14 protein-coding genes are annotated in these 21,052 nt (G+C 47.1%); 10 read left to right on the top strand and 4 right to left on the bottom strand.

Going from position 1 to position 21,052, the window contains the following annotated elements; all coding sequences use genetic code 11:
* Positions 1-56: 56 nt before the first annotated feature.
* The gene (locus ACYVE4_RS15795) at positions 57-911 is read left to right on the top strand and encodes an acyl-CoA thioester hydrolase/BAAT C-terminal domain-containing protein (RefSeq protein ID WP_461041126.1); all 855 of its coding nucleotides are present in this window, start codon (positions 57-59) and stop codon (positions 909-911) included.
* Here ACYVE4_RS15795 and ACYVE4_RS15790 read toward each other — a convergent pair.
* A complete protein-coding gene (locus ACYVE4_RS15790; RefSeq protein WP_461041125.1) occupies positions 895-1,947 on the bottom strand; it encodes a LacI family DNA-binding transcriptional regulator in 1,053 nt (350 codons plus the stop codon). The two genes, ACYVE4_RS15795 and ACYVE4_RS15790, sit on opposite strands and share 17 nt — an antisense overlap.
* A gap of 332 nt (positions 1,948-2,279) precedes the next feature.
* On the opposite strand from ACYVE4_RS15790, the gene ACYVE4_RS15785 reads away from it, so the two are divergent.
* From ACYVE4_RS15785 to ACYVE4_RS15755, 7 genes are all read left to right on the top strand, one after another.
* Complete coding sequence (locus tag ACYVE4_RS15785; protein WP_461041124.1) at positions 2,280-5,336, top strand: SusC/RagA family TonB-linked outer membrane protein; 3,057 nt, start codon at positions 2,280-2,282, stop codon at positions 5,334-5,336.
* An 86-nt stretch (positions 5,337-5,422) separates the two neighbouring features.
* Positions 5,423-6,898 (top strand): RagB/SusD family nutrient uptake outer membrane protein, encoded by a 1,476-nt coding sequence (locus ACYVE4_RS15780; RefSeq protein ID WP_461041123.1) that lies wholly within the window; start codon positions 5,423-5,425, stop codon positions 6,896-6,898.
* Between the two features lie 235 nt (positions 6,899-7,133).
* Entirely contained in the window at positions 7,134-8,258 is a 1,125-nt protein-coding gene (locus ACYVE4_RS15775) for a hypothetical protein (protein WP_461041122.1), read from the top strand.
* Position 8,259: 1 nt separating this feature from the next.
* Positions 8,260-10,065, top strand: coding sequence for an FAD-dependent oxidoreductase (locus ACYVE4_RS15770; protein ID WP_461041121.1), 1,806 nt, complete (start codon positions 8,260-8,262; stop codon positions 10,063-10,065).
* Positions 10,037-11,122 carry an FAD:protein FMN transferase gene (locus tag ACYVE4_RS15765; protein ID WP_461041120.1) on the top strand — a complete coding sequence of 362 codons (1,086 nt, stop codon included), beginning with the start codon at positions 10,037-10,039 and terminating at the stop codon, positions 11,120-11,122. Before ACYVE4_RS15770 ends, ACYVE4_RS15765 begins: the two co-directional genes overlap by 29 nt.
* A 44-nt stretch (positions 11,123-11,166) precedes the next feature.
* Positions 11,167-13,689 carry a glycerophosphoryl diester phosphodiesterase gene (locus ACYVE4_RS15760; protein WP_461041119.1) on the top strand — a complete coding sequence of 841 codons (2,523 nt, stop codon included), beginning with the start codon at positions 11,167-11,169 and terminating at the stop codon, positions 13,687-13,689.
* Between the two features lie 15 nt (positions 13,690-13,704).
* On the top strand, positions 13,705-15,432 hold the full coding sequence (locus tag ACYVE4_RS15755; protein ID WP_461041118.1) for a sodium:solute symporter family protein: 1,728 nt from the start codon (positions 13,705-13,707) through the stop codon (positions 15,430-15,432).
* On the opposite strand, the gene ACYVE4_RS15750 is transcribed toward ACYVE4_RS15755, so the two are convergent.
* Positions 15,382-15,792, bottom strand: coding sequence for a putative toxin-antitoxin system toxin component, PIN family (locus tag ACYVE4_RS15750; protein ID WP_461041117.1), 411 nt, complete (start codon positions 15,790-15,792; stop codon positions 15,382-15,384). The genes ACYVE4_RS15755 and ACYVE4_RS15750 overlap by 51 nt on opposite strands.
* The gene (locus ACYVE4_RS15745) at positions 15,789-16,091 is read right to left on the bottom strand and encodes a hypothetical protein (RefSeq protein ID WP_461041116.1); all 303 of its coding nucleotides are present in this window, start codon (positions 16,089-16,091) and stop codon (positions 15,789-15,791) included. Before ACYVE4_RS15745 ends, ACYVE4_RS15750 begins: the two co-directional genes overlap by 4 nt.
* Between ACYVE4_RS15745 and ACYVE4_RS15740 the strand changes: the two genes are divergently transcribed.
* Positions 16,090-18,138 carry a glycoside hydrolase family 2 protein gene (locus ACYVE4_RS15740; protein WP_461041115.1) on the top strand — a complete coding sequence of 683 codons (2,049 nt, stop codon included), beginning with the start codon at positions 16,090-16,092 and terminating at the stop codon, positions 18,136-18,138. The two genes, ACYVE4_RS15745 and ACYVE4_RS15740, sit on opposite strands and share 2 nt — an antisense overlap.
* A complete protein-coding gene (locus ACYVE4_RS15735) occupies positions 18,116-20,407 on the top strand; it encodes an FAD-dependent oxidoreductase (RefSeq protein WP_461041114.1) in 2,292 nt (763 codons plus the stop codon). The genes ACYVE4_RS15740 and ACYVE4_RS15735 overlap by 23 nt, the downstream gene beginning before the upstream one ends.
* Before the next feature lie 3 nt (positions 20,408-20,410).
* Here the strand turns inward: ACYVE4_RS15735 and ACYVE4_RS15730 are convergent, their stop codons facing one another.
* Positions 20,411-21,034 (bottom strand): HAD hydrolase-like protein, encoded by a 624-nt coding sequence (locus tag ACYVE4_RS15730; protein WP_461041113.1) that lies wholly within the window; start codon positions 21,032-21,034, stop codon positions 20,411-20,413.
* Between the last annotated feature and the right edge of the window lie 18 nt (positions 21,035-21,052).

Below are 21,052 nucleotides of genomic sequence, written 5' to 3'. Positions count from 1 at the left end.
TAGGTCAAATTAATTGGGTTACCAATTCGGGAGCTTTGCCGGAAACAAATCGAACGATGAACATCATTCTTTTCCGGCCAGTTGCCTTGGCTTTGCTAGTCTGTTTTATTTCGGTTAGCCTGCGGGCTCAACAAACGGTATCGACTCCCGGTGTGGAGGCTAAACTATATTTGGGTACTGGCCCAAACCAACCGCTGCTGGTTGGATTAGGCGGGTCCGAAGGGGGAAATGCCTGGGCCAGCGAGCATTGGCGCAAAACGCGGGAGCACTTTATTCGTAACGGATATGCGTTCCTGGCTATTGGCTATTTTGGTTCACCCGGAACGCCGGATACGCTGAATCAAATTGCCATTGATAAGGTATACGGAGCTATTGCTGAAGCCGCCAAAAATAGCCTCATTGATAAAAAGAAGATAGCGATTATTGGTGGATCAAGAGGAGGAGATTTAGCCTTGTTGCTGGGAAGTTATTATCCAGGCATACGCTGTATTGTGGCTATGGTTCCTAGCCATGTTGTCTTTCCGGGGCATACGGCCCATTTCTCGACTGCTGCCTGGAGCTACCAGGGCAAGCAGCTACCCTTTGTTCCTGTAAATGAAGAGGCTATTCCCTTTTTACTAAAACGGAATCTGCGCGGCACGTTTGAGGCTATGCTGAAAGATACCCTTGCCGAAAAAAAGGCGATGATACAAGTCGAGCGTATCAACGGACCAATTCTACTCTTGTCGGCAACGCAGGATGAAATTGTACCCACTACGCCTATGTGTGATAAAATAATGCAACGTTTGAAAGCCAAATCGTTTCCCTGGCATTATAAGCACCTGGCGATTGAAGGAGGCCATACTGAGTCACAAAAGCATGTTGAGGTTATCAGTCAGTTTCTGGATACCTACTTTAAATCGGTGAAGTAGCTGATACGTCGTTCAGGTTCGAAGGCAACACAGTTGAACCCCGAATAATCAATCGGGTAGGGAGTACAACGGATTCGGAAGGAGGGCGTTCGTTGTCGGCTGATAATTGGTTGATAAGCAGTTGAGCGGCCTGTTTCCCTAATTCATCAACGGGTTGCGCAATTGTCGTTAAACCCGGCTCGATAAAGGCAGAAATTGGGTCGTCGCTGAACCCAACAATCGCCAGATCTTCGGGAACGCGAAGGCCACGGCGTCTGGCTACATTGAGCGCTTCAAGAGCGGTTGGATCATTAATCGTAAATAAAGCATCCGGCGGATTGGGCAAATTCAACAGGTGATTGACGTAGATATTCGCTTTATCCAGATTTAGGTCATACGAGATAATCAGTTCTGGATCAATGGATAAGCCGTTCTTCTGCAAAGCGTCCCGGTATCCGTTGAGTCGGTTGCGGCTATTTGTCAGGGTATCGGGTCCCGCCAGGTGGGCAATTCGCCGACGGCCTGTTTGAATCAGGTGTTCAACGGCCTGAAAAGCACCGTTATAATCATCGACCGTTACTTTCGATACGTCCATATCCTCGCAGGCCCGATTGAAAAATACGACCGGAATGCCTTTGCGCTGGAAAATTCGGAAGTGATCAAAGTTGCGGGTTTCTTTCGTGTGCGATACAAGTAGACCATCTACGCGACTGGCTAACAGTGCTCTGGCATTGGTTACTTCCGTTTCATACGATTCGTTGGAATGGCAAATAACCACGTTATAACCCGATCGAGCCAATTCTTCCTGCGCACCAATAATCACCCTCGGGAAAAAATAACTAATAAACTCCGGCACGACAATGCCAACAGTACTGGTGCGATTCGTCAGCAGCGAAATGGCTAACTGATTCCGCTGGTAATCAACCTGAGCTGCCATGTCCAACACACGTTGGCGCGTTTTCGCGTTAACGTTAGGGTGGCCTGTTAAGGCCCGTGAAACCGTTGATTTGGAGATTCCTAACGTTTTGGCAATATCGATGATCGTTGTTTGATGCATGGTGGAAAAATATAACTTATCTAAGCTATTCGCTTTTTTGTCTATAAGCTATAAGGCAATAGAGCGTGGATTTTACTGCTATTATTGGGAACATTCCCAATTTTCTGGGAATGTTCCCAATAGAAAAAGTCAATAAATTCTTTGTATAGTCACCGTTTGGCCGTAATATCACTAACAAGATCAAAAAATGAGCTTTTTAGTCCTAAATGAGTGTAAAACTGGACGAGGCTAACGAGTTTGTGAAGCCATTAAAGCTCAAATTGCAATACCTCTGTTTTTTGTACTTTTTTTATCTTAAATCCTAATTGAGCAGACACTATGCTGCTTTTCCAATGAACTATAATCTACCACTACGAACCGTGATCGGACTCATTTGTCTGGTACTGATCACGCTGACTGGTCACGCACAATCGACCCGCGCCCTGACTGTTACCGGGCGAGTTATTGACGCCGTCACCAATGGGGGTTTGCCAGGCGTTAATGTCCTGGTAAAAGGAACCCAGCAGGGAACCACCACGAATGCTGATGGGCAGTATACATTATCTGTACCCTCTGGAACTGCTACGTTGACCTTTTCGTACATCGGGTTTGTCTCGCAGGAAGTTGCGGTTAACAATCGATCAACGGTCGATATTACCTTACAATCTGACGATCGTTCGCTGAATGAAGTGGTCGTTGTCGGGTACGGTTCGCAACGCAAAGTGGAAACGACCGGCGCGATTGCCTCGGTTAAATCGGCTGAACTCGTGCAGACACCCGTTGCCAACGTAGCGCAGGGGTTACAGGCACGGGTATCGGGCGTACAGGTGAGCCAGAATACGGGTGCGCCAGGTGGTAACATCAGCGTTCGGATTCGGGGTACAAACTCGATTAACGGTAACTCTGAGCCATTGTATGTTGTCGATGGGATTCAGATCTCGAATGGCTCGAACAACAGTAGCGAAATCAACAACGTTAGCCCACTTTCGACGATCAACCCAAATGATATTGAATCAGTTGAAATCCTGAAAGATGCTTCAGCTTCAGCGATTTATGGCTCTCGAGCGGCCAATGGCGTTGTGCTGATTACCACCAAACGTGGTAAAACGGGAGCAACCCGTGTGACCATCGACAGCTACTATGGCGTGCAGAACGTAAACAAAACGTTATCGCTGCTAAATGCCGCCGAATTTGCTCAGGTGGAAAACGAAACGTTTAAAAATAACTACTACCCAAATCCCGCATCGTTGGGCGAAGGGACGGATTGGCAGAATATCATTTTCCGACAAGCGCCTATCCAAAGCCATCAATTGTCGATTAACGGCGGTTCTGAAAAAACGCAGTTGTCGATTTCGGGTAACTACTTCAATCAGGACGGGATTATCATTAACTCGAACTTCAAACGTTATTCGTTCCGTCTGAACGTCGATCACCGCATCAGCGACCGGGTTAAAGTAGGAACCAGTATTCTAGGTAGCTATGTGGTTAACTCTGGCGTTACAACGGGTAACCAATCCATTGGTGATGCGGGTGTAGTGACTGGCAGTGTTCTGGGAGCCGCTGTTGGTGCTCCACCTACGTTGCAACCTTACCGGACTGACGGCAGTATTTTCCCATTTGGCGAGCAGGCAAACGGCCAGTATCGGGAAGTTATCAATCCGCTGAACTACACCGCGATTCTGAACCAAACTGCTATCCGGCGTACGTTAGCTAATGTCTACGGCGAGGTGAATCTGTTCAAAGGGCTGACCTATCGCGCTTCGTTCAATGTGGATATGCAGGGGACACTTCGCGACACATATTCACCCCGTTCGATTGTCAACAAAACGGATTTGAACGATAATTCAGGTTCTGCGTCGAAAACGAATACTAACAACCTGGCGCTTCTACACGAAAGTATCCTGACGTATAGCACGACGTTTGCAAAAGATCATTCGTTGAAAGTGACGGGCGTATTTGCTTCTCAATCAGAGAATTACAATCAGAATATAATTAACGCCAACGGTTTTCCAAACGATGCTACGCAGAATGAAGCCCTGCAACTAGCGCTTAACCGGACCGTTAACAGCTTTCGCTCTACGCAACGATTGGATTCCTATCTCGGACGGATCAACTACGGTTTCAAGGACAAATATTTCCTGGACTTAACGGCTCGTGTCGATGGGTCAAGCCGTTTCGGAGCCAATCATAAATATGGTGTATTTCCGGCTGTTTCGGCAGGTTGGCGGATTATCGAGGAGCCATTTGTTAAATCGATTACCTGGCTTTCCGATTTGAAATTACGGGCTAGTTATGGGATTACGGGGAATGCCGCCGGTATTGATCCATACCAATCGCTGGCAACGGTTTCGGCATCTGGTAGCGATTACAACATCAACCACGCGTACGCAACAGGTATTAATCCCTCGGGCATTGCTAACCCTGATTTGCGCTGGGAACGTTCGGCTCAGACCGACATTGGTCTTGATATTGGTCTCTTGAACAACCGAATTAGTCTGATTGTGGATGTATATCAAAAAACCACCAAAGACTTGCTTTACGTGAAAACGTTACCGCTAAGTTCTGGCTACAGTACTATCACAGGTAACTTTGCTTCGCTCGAAAACAAAGGACTTGAACTGGCTGTCAATGCACGAATTCTGGATGGTCCGTTGAAATGGAATGTGTCGGCCAATACGACGTTCAACCGCAACAAATTGCTGGACCTCGACGGAGGAACCACGCAGGAGCGGTTTGTGACAACCTATTCGATTTTGCAGGTAGGTAGTCCTCTCGGTTTGTTTAAAACCTACGTGTTTGATGGTGTTAACCAAACCGGCGAAACCGTTTTGCCAGGTTATGGCGGTACAGTAGGCAGCCAAAAAGTAAAAGATCTTAACGGCGATGGTACTATTTCAGCCGCCGATCAGATCATTACTGGTAATCCAAATCCTAATTTTATCTACGGTTTCTCGACCAACCTGTCGTTTAAGAAATTCGATTTCAACGCGTTCCTGTCAGGATCGCAGGGTAACGATATCTATAATGCCAGCCGCCTTTCGTTTACGATGCCGCTTGGTCAACGTAATATGCTGAAAGGAGTTGTAAACCGCTGGACGCCAACCAATCCAAACAATGAATTCCCCGCTCCGGCACAGGGCGGACGTATGCCTATCAGCAATTATGTTGTGGAAGACGGGTCGTATCTCCGTTGTAAGAACATAACGTTGGGCTACACGCTTCCACGCATCAAAGGTATTCAGAACATTCGGGTGTATGTGAGTGCCAACAACCTGTTCACGATCACTAAATACAGTGGTTACGATCCGGAAGTAAATACCTACGCTGGTTCAAACACGGCCATCGGTATTGATAACCTTGTTTACCCACAAGCCAAGTCATTCTTAGGTGGTTTGCAAATCACTCTTTAATAATGATTGAATTGTTGACTGAATGAATCTACACGAACATTTCTAATTCAATCAGTCAACAATTCATCAATTCAATCATTGAACTAATGAAAAAGATAGTCATCCCCATACTCGCAGCACTCTGCCTGGCAAGCTGCAAACTGGACGAAACGATCTACTCGTCCATCTATACCGAAGCCTTTTATAAAACATCTTCCGACGCTGAAAAAGGCCTGATTGCTGCGTATGATCCCGTCGCGGATTTGTATAGTGGTCCGGCCATGACGCTGGTCCCTGATTTCAGCGACGATCAGACTTATCCGCGTGGTGTAGTTGGCCGTAACACGCTGACACTCTTTTCGTATGACGTGAACTATACCGTCCAGAAAAGTAATTCACGGACCAACGAATCGCCCCAGCAAATCTGGGCATCGGGTTATGATGGTATTGAAAAAACGAACTGGATTATTGCGAAAGTACCAGCGGCCGTCATGGACGAAACCCGCAAAAAGCAGATCATTGGCGAAGCTTATTTTCTGCGTGCTTTCTACATGTGGGCATTGACCAAAAACTTTGGGGATGTCGTTGTCAAAACAACGCCAAGCTATTCGGAAGCCGACGCAGTGGTAGCGAAAAGCACAAAAGCGGATGTATATAAGCAGATTTACAGCGATCTAGATCAGGCGTTTGCCGCAGGGTTGCCGTCATATCCTGCTGTTGATAAAGGGCGTCCATCGAAAGAAGTAGTGAATGCACTGTATGCCAAAGCGGCTTTGTACAACGAAGATTGGGCAAAAGCACTGGAAAAAGCGCAGGCTGTAATCACATCAGGCAAGTATTCGCTCATGCCGGATGTGCGTAACGTGTATAAATATGATCAGGAAGATGCCGCCCGAATTGAGAATATGTGGGCCTATGAAGTAGACCCGATTTCTCCAGGCCGTTCGCATCAGCTGGTCGGATTATGTGGTCCTGCGGGTAGCGCAGGTGTTGAATATGCTCGTACGAGCTTTGGGTCGATGTTTGCCTATCAGTCGTTTTTTAATTCGTTTAATCCAATTGATAAACGGCGTCAATTGCTCGATACAACCTACGTTGATCGAAGCGGCAAAACTGTCTCGCAACGAAACATTACGCCAATCACTACGGATGGTGTGTTGATCAAGAAATACCAGGACCCCAATTCAACGCAGGGTAACATTTCAAATATCCCTATTCTGCGTCTGCCCGATATGTACCTGATTGCTGCCGAAGCTGAAGCCCGACTGAATGGACCAACGGCAACGGCTTATGGATACATCAACACGGTACGCACACGGGCTGGACTACCCAATTTGCAGACTGGTCTGAGCAAAGATGCGTTCATTGATGCCGTTATTCAGGAACGTGCCTGGGAATTCTTCGCTGAAGGTGATCGCTGGTACGACTTGACCCGTACCGGTAAATATCTGACCGTAATTCCAAAAGCAGTCAACGCTGTCTATCCATCTCGTCCGGTTACGGCGAAAAACAAATATTTCCCGATTCCGCAGGATGAGCTGAATGCCAATCTAAAACTGACGCAGAATCCAGATTGGAAATAAGGGACGACAGAAGTCAACTGGTTTACCGCTGAGTTTGGTTAAACGTGTACTTGAAGATAACTTTTGTCATTCTGACCGCAGGGAAGAATCTCACTGTTTCCTAAGTCTTGAGTAAGGATAATGTAATATTCTTCCCTGCGGTCAGAATGACAAAAGCACTCCTATAGGGGGTTATTTCAAAAGTTCAAAGAGGCTCATTTATATAAAGGCCAAGCTTAAACGATTACATATAGGAATGGTGCGCTCAATGGCTTTTTTACTGATTCTTCTATCTCTTTTCGGCTTTTCGCAACGACCAGATAGACCTATCAGAAAGTTGGAGAAAATTCGGGAGTTTACCATTCGCGAAAACGACACCACCTCTTACACGCTAAAACTGGCATTAGATGAGTCCGAACGACCGCTGTATTTCTTTCGGAACATCTTTACGCCCGTTTGTCTGACAGGTGAGTGCAAACCAGTATACATCAATTTTTACTGGGATTTACTGGGTAACTACGTCCGCTATGATCTGCCTCCCCGTGAGGTACTGACCAAAATGGATCACGAGGAATTCAAGCAAGCTGATTACGAAAAATTGCGCGATATACTCGATAATCCGAACTCCTTGCTAAAGGACGTAGCGATGAATGATCTGATTGGAAAAGGCACCGAAAATCTGGCCGATTCTGTAGATGCCAAAGCCGGAGCTACGTTGAAAACTATTAAGAATGAGGTGATTGATGGAGCTGTATATACTTGCTATACACTCTGGCACTTGGCGCACGGAAACGTTGTCGCGGAAATTCGCCGAATAACGGAAACCTTTCAGGACGATCAATTACTGCACTATTTTCTGACTAGTAACAACCATCATTATCAGTATTGGGCGATGGAAAAAGTGATTGCACCGGAGGGTGGAGTTTTTGCTGAATTCACCTCCGATGTACTCCAAATCATGCGCGGTAAAAACCTGTTCACGGCCCGGTATGCATTACAACACATTTCGGATAAATTTTTTCTGAGTGATAGTCGGCAAAACTGGTTGTGGGAAACCTATAAAAATACGGGTTATGTGGTTCAGGTCGCAATCCTGAAAAAACTAGCAACGATTCCTTTTCAACCTTCATTAAGCGAAGCAATCGCTCAGGAGTTGCCCAAAGCCAATCAGGAACAGTTCTCGATGATGCTAAAATTGCTGGCAGCGCAACCTAAAATTACCGAAAAGTCGCAGAGACAATTGGCTAAACAGTTAGCCGACCCGACGTCGGAACAAGCTTCTGATATATACCAACTGCTGAAAAAGTCTCAGCCTAAAAATCAGGAAGTTAAAAAGTACATGAATGCCTTTGAAACAACCTCCCCGAAAACCAATAAATGATATGAAAACAGGTATAAACGTTCTGATTTTTCTGCTGTTGTCGATCGTATCGGTAGCACAGGATCACGTTTTTGTCGAAACGGAATCGTTCGAAAACAAGGGTGGCTGGGTTATCGATCAGCAATCGTTTGTGGTTCAGGGATCTTCCTATATCATGGCGCATGGCATGGGTCGGCCTGTGAAAGATGCTTCCACGACGGTTCGTTTTCCGAAAAAAGGCAAATACCAGATTTGGGTTCGGACAAAAGACTGGGCTCCTTTTCCAAAAGGCCCCGGTAAGTTTCAGATAAAGCTCGATAATCAGCCATTAGCGACCGTTTTTGGTGAAAGTGGTTCCGATGAATGGAAATGGTATAACGGGGGCGAAATCTACGTAACCAACGAGCAAGTTGCGCTGGCTCTGCATGACCTGACGGGTTTCAACGGCCGTTGCGACGCTATCCTGTTTACGAACGCTCCTAAGTTTACGCCACCTAACAAACTGGAAGAGCTGAACGCGTTTCGTAATAAACTACTCAATCTGACTGGGACAACGGCCAACGTGGGTCATTTCGATCTGGTCGTTGTGGGTGGTGGAATTGCCGGAACTTGTGCCGCGCTTTCTGCCGCTCGAATGGGATTGAAAGTTGCTCTAATTCAGGATCGTCCGCTGCTGGGGGGTAATAATAGTTCCGAAGTTCGTGTACACCTTCGGGGCGAAACCGATCAGAATCATTATCCAAAACTCGGACGCATCGTTCGGGAAATGGATAACGGCGATCCGGGCAATGGTCACCCAGACGGAAAGGAATATGGCGATGCCCGGAAAATTGCCATCGTAAAAGCCGAGCGCAATATCACCATGTTTTTGAACACCCACGTCTATAAGGCCGAAAAAGACAAAGAAAAAGTGGTTGCTGTAGTGGGTAGAGATATTGCCACCAACAAAGAAACCCGCTTCGAAGGAACCTACTTCGCTGATTGTACGGGCGATGGAACACTAGGCTATCTGGTTGGCGCTGACCTCCGATTTGGCCGGGAAAGTAAGGCCGAGACAGGTGAGTCGTTGGCGGCTGAAAAATCGGATAATTTTACATTGGGTACGTCAAATTTGTGGGCATCGCTGGAGCGTGATACGGTTTCGTCGTTCCCTGAAGTTCCCTGGGCCTTGCCTTTCTCCGATGAATACCACATCGACGAAGCCCGCTCTGACTGGCAGTGGGAAACCGGTTTTGGCAATTACAACACCATCACCGATGCCGAAAAAATCCGCGATCATAACCTGCGGGCTATCTACGGCAACTGGTCGTATCTGAAGACGAACAAAAAGGAAAAGTACGGCAAACGTGAACTAGCTTGGGTCGCCTACATCGGTGGGAAACGCGAATCCCGGCGCTTAATCGGCGATCACATTCTGAACCAGATGGATATTCAGGAAGGCAAACAATATTCCGATGGTACCGTTACAGCCACCTGGACAATTGATCTCCATTTTCCGGACCCAAAGAACAGCAAATACTTTGAAGGACAGGAGTTTTTTGCCGGAACGAAGCATATCAAAGTAGCTCCCTATACCATTCCATATCGCTGTTTGTATTCAAAAAATATTTCTAACCTGTTTATGGCTGGCCGTAACATCAGCACGACGCACGTAGCTTTCGGAAGTACGCGCGTCATGCGGACTTGCGGTATGATGGGCGAGGTTGTTGGCTTTGCTGCGTATGTGGCTAAGAAATACAATACTTCACCAAGAGGTGTCTATCAGGAACACCTGCCGGAATTTATGGGAATCATTAAAGATGAGCCTGCAACTGCGAGTAAGCCGTAGCTATAAGACCCCTAAATCCCCTAAAGGGGACTTTGCCCAACAGCGTTTAAAGTCCCCTTTAGGGGATTTAGGGGTAACGGTGGCGGTCTTATTACTGTTTCTCGTTGTATCAACCATTAGTGCTACTGCTCAGTTGCCAATGGTCAGTCTGGAAGGTGAAACGCAGGGGACAACGTATCACATTAAATACCAGGATGCTCAGCGTCGTAATCTTAAAAAAGGCGTTGATTCGGTATTGAGCGAGATCGACAAATGCCTATCGATTTACCAGCCAGATTCCGAACTGTCGCAGTTCAATCGGGGTATGAGCCATCAGTTTGTACGGCCATTTTTTTATCCTGTACTGAAGAAATCGGCAGAGATATTTCAAGCGACAAAAGGGGCTTTCGACCCCACTGTGTTACCGCTGGTGGAAGCTTATGGATTTGGACCTAAAAAGCCAGCGCAAACCGATGTGGTAAATGTAGATTCTCTCTTGAAGCTGGTTGGCTTTCAATATGTTGAATTTGACGCGGGTTCAGTGAAAAAAAGAAAGAAAAAAATACGACTGGATGTCAACGGAATTGCGCAGGGATACTCTGTTGATGTGATTTCGGGGTTTCTGGAAGGCAAAGGAATTAAAGAATATATGATAGAGATTGGCGGGGAGATTCGGACGAAAGGTCAGAAAGGAGATAGACAACCCTGGACGGTCGGAATCACAAATCCGCTGCATCCTGATCGACTACAAGCCAAACTGACATTAACGAATCGGGCCATGACTACGGCTGGTAATTACAGGAATCGGTATGAATCGAATGGACAGCTATTTACCCATATCATTAATCCCAAAACCGGGCTAATGGAGCAAAGCGAATTACTCAGCGTAACAGTGCTCGCTGACGATGCCATAACCGCCGATGGATACGACACCGCATTTATGGTGATGGGATTGGAAGCGACGAAGCGTTTTCTCGAAAACCATACAGAACTGGATGCTTATCTCATTTATACTGATAATCAGGGTCAAATGAAGACATTCATTACCGATGGTCTATCGAAACTATTGATTAATTAACACCACCGGATGCCGCATTGCGTGTTGGTGAAAAATCGAATCCTATGAAGTACCTACAAGGTCTTTTATTTTTTCTGTCAATAACTACTTTATCCTTACAGGCACAGTCGCCCAAAAATCTGTCGCTGGCTAATGATCGGGTAAAAATCGACTGGCAATCGTCGGCAAAAGGCTGGTCGATTAAGCAAGTATCTGTGCGGAAAGGGGCTAGCTGGGTCACGATGCCAGCGCCATCGGGTGAAAATACCCTGATCTATGCTGCCGAAAAGCCTTCTGATAAGCCAGATACAACCTTTAAAGACATTACTGGGGCCGAATTCCCCAGCGAAAAATACCATTACCAGCAGGTGCAATGGGCCGAAAGTACCAATCCCGTTTCGCTAAATAAGGCAGGAAAAGCGTTCTTCTTTTTTCCGAAAGAGGGGAAACAAGTTGGTAAAAATAGCCTGGTATTTCAACAGGAAACCGATGTGGCAACCATCCAGACGGAGTGGACATTCGATTCCAAAGCGGCTTCGGATATTCTGGTAAAACAAACTATTACACCCAAGAAAGACGGTTTCTTCTCACTCGCAACGCCTACAATTGCCAGTTTAACGGAGCAAAATCTGGCCTGGGCTACTGTACCCGGTTATTTTCAGGGAAATCGTATGCAGCCAAATTTTGCGCTCGCTTATGCGTACGGTCATGGTATTCCGACGATTCCCGCTATTTACCGCGAACGTTGCGCCAGTACGCTCTGCCCGATGGTGACAGCCAAAAATGGCATTACCCTCTCCGTTATTCCCGAACCCGGACTCGCTCGCGATCCCTGGGCAAAGGACAAAATCACACAGATTGACTGGAATATTGGTCTGTCACACATGAACCGCAAGGTGCAGTTATCACCCACCTTGTATTACCCGGTTTTAGGTGAGCCGAAATCTGCGCTGAAAACGGGTGAATCTATAAGCTACACATTCCGATATAGCCTGATCGATGGTGATTGGTTCAAGGCGTTGAATCATGCGGTTTATGATGTGTATCGATTTAAAGAGACGTTAGCACTGCGTCAAAGCAAACAATCGCTGACTAGTCGGATCGAGAAAATGCACCATTACCTGACCGAACCAAAAACATCGATGTGGAACATTGAAGAGTTTGACGGGAAAAAAATCGGTGCGCAGTCATATCTGGGTGGCGTAGTTGGCTCCGACAAAGACGCTATGAAAAACTCCGATTACGGCGCTATGTGGATGTTGGCTAATGCAACGAAAGACCCGCTGTTGACGCAAAATGTGTTGCCGTATGCACTGAATTTCAAGCTGGTTCAGCAGGAAACAAAGGACAATTTTTTCAAAGGTGCGGTAGAAGGACAGTATTATCTCGCCAAATCCAAAAAGTTCGTAGAAGAGTGGGGTGAAGTAGTTGAACCGATCGCGCTGACGTATTATACGATGCTCGACATTGGAAATATGCTGCTATTCGAGCCAACCAATGCTGAACTCAAAGAACGACTCCGTTTCGGTGCCGACCGACTGTTGACTTGGCAGAAACCCAATGGGCAATGGGCTGTAGCGTATGACAAGCATACAGATCAGGAGGTATTCAACGATATTCAGGATGTTCGGCCAACATTCTACGGACTGATTGTGGCCTATCGGCTGTTGAAAGATCCAAAATATCTCGCGGCAGCCCGCAAAGGAGCGGATTGGTTTCTGAAGAATGCCATTGAAACAGGAAGTTTTCTGGGCGTTTGTGGGGATGCACGCTATGCACCTGATTTTGCAACGGGCCAATCAGCACAGGCCCTGCTGGATTTATACGATCTGACAAAAGACGCTCGGTATCAGGCTGGAGCCATTACAGCGGCCAAAATCTATACAACGTCGATTTACACGCACCCAATTGCTAACCATACTATAAAGACGGTAAATGGTACCCAGCGCGAAGATTGGGAAATTAGCCAAACGGGGTTGAGTTTCGAGCATGGCGGTATTTTCGGATCGGCTACTCGCCACGGGCCTATTCAATTATGCAGCCATGCCGGTATGTTTATCCGAATGTACGGGTTGACCAAAGAGCCGATTTTCGCTGATATGGCACGGGCTGGCGCAATCGGTCGCGATGCTTTTGTCGATCCTAAAACGAGTGTTGCTTCGTATTACTGGCAGGCTATGAACCGGGGTGCTGGCCCATACCCACACCATGCCTGGTGGCAAATTGGCTGGCTAACCGATTACCTACTGGCCGAAGCTGAATTACGGTCGGGTGGAAAGGTGACTTTCCCTCGTGGGTTTGTAACGCCCAAAGTTGGCCCGCACCAAACATACGGTTTTGCACCGGGAACGGTGAACGGCGAGAAAGCCAATCTGGTCATCGATGAAACGCTGGTTCAACTTGATAATCCATCCGTCGATCACCTGTTGGCTAAGTCTGTGAAGGACGGAAAGCTATTCGTAGTCTTGCTGAATAACAGGGGCCAAACAAGCGATTTTACGGTGACGATGAAGAACGGCAAAACGATGAAAAAGCAGTTACCCGCGTTTGGAATAGAAGTGATTACGGTTGATGAAAAGGGCTTATAATCTGAGACAGATTGAATGAATACAACCATAGATACTGCCGTCATTGTCATTTTCTCAGCGTTTGTACTGGGGATTGGCTTGCTTTTCGCCCGGACAGGACGGAATCTGAAATCGTTCTTTGCGGGTGGTGAAGCCGTGCCCTGGTTTATTGGTGGGCTGTCATTGTTTATGAGTTTTTTCTCCGCTGGAACCTTTGTTGCCTGGGGATCAATCGCGTATAAACACGGTTGGGTAGCTATTACAATTCAGTGGACGATGTGCATTGGCGCGTTGGTTACGGGCTTGTATCTGGCTCCACGCTGGAAAGCCACTGGCGCACTCACGGCTGCAGAGTTCATTCGTGAACGATTGGGGGCTACCGTTCAGAAAGCGTATATCTTCATTTTTACCCTGGTTTCGCTCTTTATCAAAGGATCGGTGCTGTATCCGGTTGCTAAGCTGGTTAGTTCATCCCTCAACTTGCCGTTGGTGCCCTGCACTATCGGATTAGGGCTATTTATGATTGCCTATACAGCTATGGGTGGTCTTTGGGCCGTGATGGTTACAGATATATTGCAGTTTGTCGTGCTGTCAGCGGCCGTATTTATTCTGCTTCCGCTCTCTCTGGATAAAGTCGGTGGTTTCTCTAGCTTCACGCAGAAGGTGCCGGACGATTTTTTCAATCTGCTTAATGGCGAATACACGTTCGGTTTTGTTGCAGCCTTTGTCATTTATCACATCTGTTACATTGGCGGCAACTGGACCTTCGTACAACGGTATACCAGCGTTGACAGTCCAAAATCGGCCCGTAAAGTAGCATTTCTGTTTGCTGGATTATACCTCGTTAGTCCGGTTATCTGGATGATGCCGCCCATGATTTATAAGGCCATCAACCCCGCCTTGACTGGCTTGGATACTGAAAACGCCTACTTAATGATTTGTAAACTCGTGCTGCCGCCGGGGTTGCTGGGGTTGATGCTTACGGGTATGTATTTCTCAACCTCAGCAAGTGCGAATACGGCTTTGAATGTCGTCTCAGCCGTATTTACCAATGATGTCTACAAAGGAGTTATCAATCCAACCGCTTCTGATCAGCAATTGATTCGTGTAGCTCGTGGCTCATCCTGGGTCTTTGGATTAGGGATGATTGGTATCGCTTTACTGGTGCCAGCAGCGGGCGGCATTGTCGAAGTTGTACTGAGTATTTCATCGATTTCCGGAGGACCATTGTTAGCGCCACCACTTTGGGCACTCTTTTCCAAACGACTAACCAGTCGGGTCACGCTCTGGGTAACGGGTATTAGCCTGACTATGAATCTGTTTTTCAAGGTTTTATCACCCTTATTATTCGATTTTAAGCTGACCCGTGGAGCCGAAACCATTATTGGTGTGGGCCTTCCGTTGTTGCTTCTATTGGGTTATGAATTATGGGCTCGTTCGAAAGATCGGGTTGCAGAGGAGTACTATCGCTACCTGATGGCTCGTCAGCAGAAACGGGATGAAGCACTTTCGGAATCAGCCGAAGAGCTACTGGAGGTACGAAAACAAAATCGATTCGGGTTACAGGTTATTGCGGGATCGTTGGCCTTTACGGCGCTGATGCTGTTTGGACTAAGCGCATTAGCCGACATGGGTGGGAGCATTACCGCAGGAATTGGGGCAGCCGTTCTACTGGCCGCTCTGATCCCCTGGCGAGCTGCCCAGCGGGCTCAGCTAGTTGCGAACGACCCAATCGAGAAACTCGTCAATTCGAATAACCGATAACTGAGGAAAGTCAATGTTACGCAGGATGGAAAAATGGCGGTCTTCCGATACTAAATGGTCTGCATTAGCGACTAATGCACAGTCGACATATTTATTGTCGTCCGCATCGTTGTGCATCAGACCCCATTCAAAGTATATAGGCTGCAAAGAACAATTATCAAGTGAGAGCAAAAGTTTGACGACATTATCGGCAACGGAAGGGGAAGTCTTTTCAGCTAGCTTTTCATGGTATTCGAATAGGATATCATTACTGAGAATCAACTCAAATTTACCTGCTCGTAAGGCATTAAAAATTGGACGATATGTTGACGAAACAGGAAGTGAAATCAACAGAACATTAATATCCAATACGACTCTCATTGGTTGGGATGGCTACGCAAATGCTCATTTTTCCAACCCTCGATGGTTTGTTCGTTCCAACCGTTCTCCTGCCATAACTGATTCATTTCGCTATCAACTTTCCGAGCAAAATGATCCGCTAATACCTGGCGAATCTCTTTCAGTTCCTCTTCTGAAACCATATAGGGGTACAGCTTCAGAAGTTCCATCTGAAGGTTGCTCAGTTTCGTGGGGATTGTTTCTGAAGCGGCCATTGTATTCTTCTTTTTCGCAAATATAAAACAAAGCGCACCGGATTTACGACTCTCTTTTAACTGCATGGTTTATATACGTAACGTTCTGAGTATCTTTTTAGTTAGCTGTCTTGCCACTGTAGCCAGCGCCCAATATGCTATTCGTGATCCGAAAGCCATTCCACTACATGGTGAATGGCTGTTTATGATGGACCCTGCGAATGCAGGCGAAACTAACAAGTGGTACAGAGAGGATTTGCCGTTGGGACGTCTGGATAAAGTGACCGTTCCACACTGCTTTTCGGTAGATCCTCGCTACCAGTTTTATACCGGAATCGCCTGGTATCGACGGGCTTTTCCCTGGCAACCGGCGACGGGTAAACGGGTATTGCTTCATTTTGATGCATCCTATTACAAAACATCGGTCTGGTTGAACAATCAGAAAGTTGGAACACACGAAGGAGGCTATACGCCTTTTCAGTTTGATATTACGCCGTATTTGAAAAGCGGTAGCAATACCATCGCGGTTTCGGTCAATAACAATACCTGGGAAGTTGGAACCATACCGGGCGCGAAAGATAATGGTCAACCCAACGATCCATTTCCTGGCTGGATAAACTATGGTGGTCTAATTCGTCCGGTTTATCTGACAGTAGAGCCAGAGGTTTATGTCGAAAATGTCAAAACGGAAGCCATTCCTGACTTGGCAAAAGGTACGGCTACACTAAAAATTAAAGCTCGGATTCGCAACGCCAGTAATCAAGCTGCTACGCCCAAGCTGGCGTTTCGGGTTAGGCAAAATGGTAAGACTATTCCTCTTGTCTGGAAGCAACTCACAGGAAATCTTGCGGCTAATCAAACGGGAGTTATGGAAGCGGAAACGGTGCTGAAGGCGGCCGATGTAAAACTCTGGAGCATCGATCAGCCAACGTTATATGATGCGCAGGTAATTGCCGGTACGGATACCGTTCAGACCAATTTCGGGATTCGGAAGGTGGAAGTTCGCAATATGCAACTGCTGCTAAATGGTCAGCCAATTAAGGTTGCTGGTGGAAATCGTGTTGTCGACCATCCGGGATTGGGTTCGCTGGAGCCCGATTGGCTGGTGGAAAAAGATATGCGATTGATGAAAGAAGCCGGTATGGAATTTCATCGACTGACGCATTATACACCTTCTGAAGCTATTTATGACTGGGCCGACAAAAACGGAATGTTGATTATTTCGGAAGCAGGCAACTGGCAATTGACGCCGAGAGAAATGGATAACGACACCATCCGAACGAAGTTCAAGCAACAGTTTCGGGAGATGGTCGAGCGCGATTGGAATCATCCCTGTGTGATTGCCTATAGTGTTGGAAATGAATACCTATCCGAGCAACCCGCCGGTCAGCGCTGGACCAAAGATATGATCGCCTACGCCCGTGAACTCGATCCGACACGGCTGTACACCTTTGCATCGATGCGGCTGAATACGTTGCCCAAAAAGCCGGAAGATGAAGCCAGTCAATACTGCGATTTTATTTCGACCAACACCTACGGAAATCACGCTAATATCCTGAAACACATTCACTCGCTTTATCCAGATAAACCAATTTTTATCAGTGAATACGGGACAAGAGCGGACGGAAAAGATGGCGAAGTCGGTCAGGTGAGCCACATTGAGAAATTCCTCACGGATGTTCGCCAATTGCCTTACGTAGTCGGTGCTTCATGGTGGTCGTACAATGATTATCTGAGCCGACACGATGGGACCAATCCAGATGGTACTCGCCCGTGGGGACTGGTGCGCTCAGATCGTTCGAAACGCCCTTTGTATAAAGCGCATCAAACCGGCATGGCGCCCGTTATTGTCGAAAAAATTAGCTGGGAGCCAGGGCCGGAAGGCACGCATACCCTAAAACTTCGGGTAATGGCTCGGGCCGATTTTCCGGCTTACGCGCTCCGAAATTACCTCGTAAAAACATCTGGTTCGACTATGCCTATTCCCGAATTACAGCCAGGTCAACAGGCTGATGTAATCATTCCCGTACGCGGTTTCGATAAAACGTTAACGGTGGACATTGTAAAGCCCACCGGATTCTCAATTCTCACACAAACCTTTGATTTAACAAATGATACGCGAACAGGCAACTGATAAACGCACCCTAAAAACCATACACCATAGTGCCGATCTGATTGTTACGGGCGGTGGATTATCGGGTGTATGCTGCGCCATCACAGCGGCCCGTGCAGGTATCCGCGTCGTACTGGTTCAGGATCGCCCGGTATTGGGCGGAAATTCCTCCTCTGAAGTTCGCCTTTGGGTGCTGGGGGCTACGTCACACATGGGCAACAACAATCGCTGGGCTCGCGAAGGGGGCGTTATTGACGAGATTTTGATTGAAAATTTATACCGTAATCCCGAAGGCAATCCACTAATACTCGATACAATTCTGCTGGAAAAGGTCGTATTGGAGCCAAACATTACACTTCTCCTGAATACTGCCGTTTACGAAGTAGAAAAGTCGGCACCCGATCGGATTAGTGGTTTGAAAGCGTTTTGCAGCCAGAATAGTACAGCGTATGAGTTGGTTGCTCCGCTATTCTGTGATGCGTCGGGCGATGGAATCGTTGGCTTTCAGTCGGGGGCGGCTTTCCGGATGGGGGCCGAAAGTCAGGAAGAGTTTGGTGAAAAATTCGCACCCTCAGCCGAATACGGTGAGTTGCTCGGGCATTCGCTGTATTTCTACTCGAAAGACGTTGGTAAACCCGTCCGATTTGTTCCGCCCGCTTATGCGTTGACAGACATTACGAAAATTCCCCGTTATCGAAAATTCAACGCGCAGGAACAAGGTTGTCAGCTTTGGTGGCTGGAGTATGGTGGTCGATTAGATACGGTACACGACACGGAAACCATTAAATGGGAACTCTGGAAAGTTGTTTACGGCGTTTGGAATTACATCAAAAATTCAGGGCAGTTTCCCGAAGCCGAAGCCATGACGCTCGAATGGGTGGGACAAATTCCGGGTAAACGCGAAAGCCGTCGCTTTGAAGGTGATTACATGCTGAAACAGCAGGATATTGTGGAGCAGCGAACGCACCCCGACGCCGTTGCTTTTGGTGGCTGGAGCATCGATTTGCATCCGGCAGATGGCGTTTTCTCGGAAAAACCAGGCTGTAATCAATGGCATAGCAAAGGCATTTATCAGATTCCATACCGGTGTTTGTATAGCCACAATGTATCTAATCTGTTTTTGGCTGGGCGCATTATCAGTGCGTCACACGTTGCGTTTGGGTCTTCGCGGGTAATGGCTACAAGCGCTCACGTGGCACAGGCTGTGGGAATGGCTGCGGTATTGTGTACGCAGGAAGGATTGCTTCCCCGAGATCTTACGGAACCAGATCGTATGCAGAAGCTTCAGCAGGAACTCCTGAAAACGGGTCAGCATATTCCTGGACTGCATCTTCTGGATTCGGACGATCTGGTACAACAGGCCACTATAACCGCATCCAGCGAATTTGTGCTCAATCAATTGCCTCCTGATGGCCCTTTGCAACCGTTGACCTCGTCGGTAGCACAGATGGTCCCTGTGACTGCCGGAGCTATGCCAGAGGTAACCCTCTTTATCACCGCTGATCAGGATACATCCCTTACGGTGGAGTTACGGCGAAGCAGCCGGGTTGATAACCACACACCGGATATAACGCTGGAAACGCTAACAGTACCATTGCGGAAAGGCAAGCAGGAAGTATCACTTCCCTTTACTGCGCCTATTGATGAACCCTGTTATGTGTTTGTTACCCTATTGAAAAACGAGCACGTTCGGTTACAATTCAGTAAGCAGCGTGTAACAGGCGTTTTGTCGGTATTTAATAAAATCAATCCGGCAGTATCAAACTACGGGAAACAGGAACCTACGGAAGACATCGGTGTAGATACATTCGAGTTTTGGTGCCCTGAACGGCGTCCGAAAGGACATAATATGGCGATGATAATCGAACCAGGAATTAGATTGTTTGGTGCTGATAATCTGCGAAATGGGATTCAACGGCCAACCTCGCAACCGAATGCATACGTAGCTGAATTGTCCGACCCGAACCCAACGATTACAGTAAATTGGACAGCTAAAAAACGCATTCAGCAGATCGAACTATTCTTCGATACAGATTTCGATCACCCGCTGGAATCTGTTTTGATGACCCATCCCGAAACGGCTTCGCCCTTCTGCGTTAACGAGTATATTCTCTGTAATGATCGACAGGAGCGAATTTTCAGTGCTACGGATAATCACCAGACTCGTAAAACAATTCGTTTCAATCAGCCCATTGAAACGTCTAGCTTAACACTGCATTTGAAGGCCGTAAACGGCAATAACGAATCTCAGTCGGTACCGGCTTCGTTGATGGAAATCCGCTGTTATTAATTCTTATACAGCCTGAAAAATATCGTTTATTGTATGAAATAACGCTATATCCGGATACGATTTGAATGCATCGATCCGGGTATAGCCCCAGGTTACTGCGCCGAAAGCCATACCTTCCTGTTTGGCTGCTTCCATGTCCCGAATCTCATCGCCGATGCACAAAATGTCGCTGGGCGAAAAGCCGCTTTTAGCGACCAACTTCCTGAACTTACGCGACTTGCCTAACACCGATGTTCCACAACCATAATGGCTAATCAATGCTGCATTTTGAGTGCCAAGTACATGACGGATATTCTCTTCCGAGTTGGAACTGACAATGGCTAACTGAACACCCATATCGGAGAGTTGTTTCAGCAGATTTGAAACCCCATCGAACAGTTGAATCTGATGGATACTAGTAGCCATCAATCGAATAAACTTATTGGCGACGAATGGCATTTTCCAGGCGGGCATACCGACATGTTTCATCATTTGCCGAACGTCGAGGCCGCGTAGACTATCAATTTCTTCGGGTTCTATGCGCTTAAATCCATACAGGTCGGCTAATGTATTGAGTGTACGTTGGAAAAAAGGAAAGGAATCGGCCAACGTACCGTCGAAATCGAAAATAATCAGTTTGTAGTTCATGGTACTATTGAAATCGAA

The sequence above is a fragment of the Spirosoma harenae genome, assembly GCF_054776975.1.
The sequence above is the reverse complement of the archived record's forward strand: the minus strand, read 5'-3'. Positions and strand labels throughout refer to the sequence as shown.

Coding starts and splice junctions, on each gene's coding strand:
- ACYVE4_RS15795 (WP_461041126.1), top strand. CDS start 57: ATGAACATCATTCTTTTCCGGCCAGTTGCCTTGGCTTTGCTAGTCTGT.
- ACYVE4_RS15790 (WP_461041125.1), bottom strand. CDS start 1,947: ATGCATCAAACAACGATCATCGATATTGCCAAAACGTTAGGAATCTCC.
- ACYVE4_RS15785 (WP_461041124.1), top strand. CDS start 2,280: ATGAACTATAATCTACCACTACGAACCGTGATCGGACTCATTTGTCTG.
- ACYVE4_RS15780 (WP_461041123.1), top strand. CDS start 5,423: ATGAAAAAGATAGTCATCCCCATACTCGCAGCACTCTGCCTGGCAAGC.
- ACYVE4_RS15775 (WP_461041122.1), top strand. CDS start 7,134: ATGGTGCGCTCAATGGCTTTTTTACTGATTCTTCTATCTCTTTTCGGC.
- ACYVE4_RS15770 (WP_461041121.1), top strand. CDS start 8,260: ATGAAAACAGGTATAAACGTTCTGATTTTTCTGCTGTTGTCGATCGTA.
- ACYVE4_RS15765 (WP_461041120.1), top strand. CDS start 10,037: ATGAGCCTGCAACTGCGAGTAAGCCGTAGCTATAAGACCCCTAAATCC.
- ACYVE4_RS15760 (WP_461041119.1), top strand. CDS start 11,167: ATGAAGTACCTACAAGGTCTTTTATTTTTTCTGTCAATAACTACTTTA.
- ACYVE4_RS15755 (WP_461041118.1), top strand. CDS start 13,705: ATGAATACAACCATAGATACTGCCGTCATTGTCATTTTCTCAGCGTTT.
- ACYVE4_RS15750 (WP_461041117.1), bottom strand. CDS start 15,792: ATGAGAGTCGTATTGGATATTAATGTTCTGTTGATTTCACTTCCTGTT.
- ACYVE4_RS15740 (WP_461041115.1), top strand. CDS start 16,090: ATGGTTTATATACGTAACGTTCTGAGTATCTTTTTAGTTAGCTGTCTT.
- ACYVE4_RS15745 (WP_461041116.1), bottom strand. CDS start 16,091: ATGCAGTTAAAAGAGAGTCGTAAATCCGGTGCGCTTTGTTTTATATTT.
- ACYVE4_RS15735 (WP_461041114.1), top strand. CDS start 18,116: ATGATACGCGAACAGGCAACTGATAAACGCACCCTAAAAACCATACAC.
- ACYVE4_RS15730 (WP_461041113.1), bottom strand. CDS start 21,034: ATGAACTACAAACTGATTATTTTCGATTTCGACGGTACGTTGGCCGAT.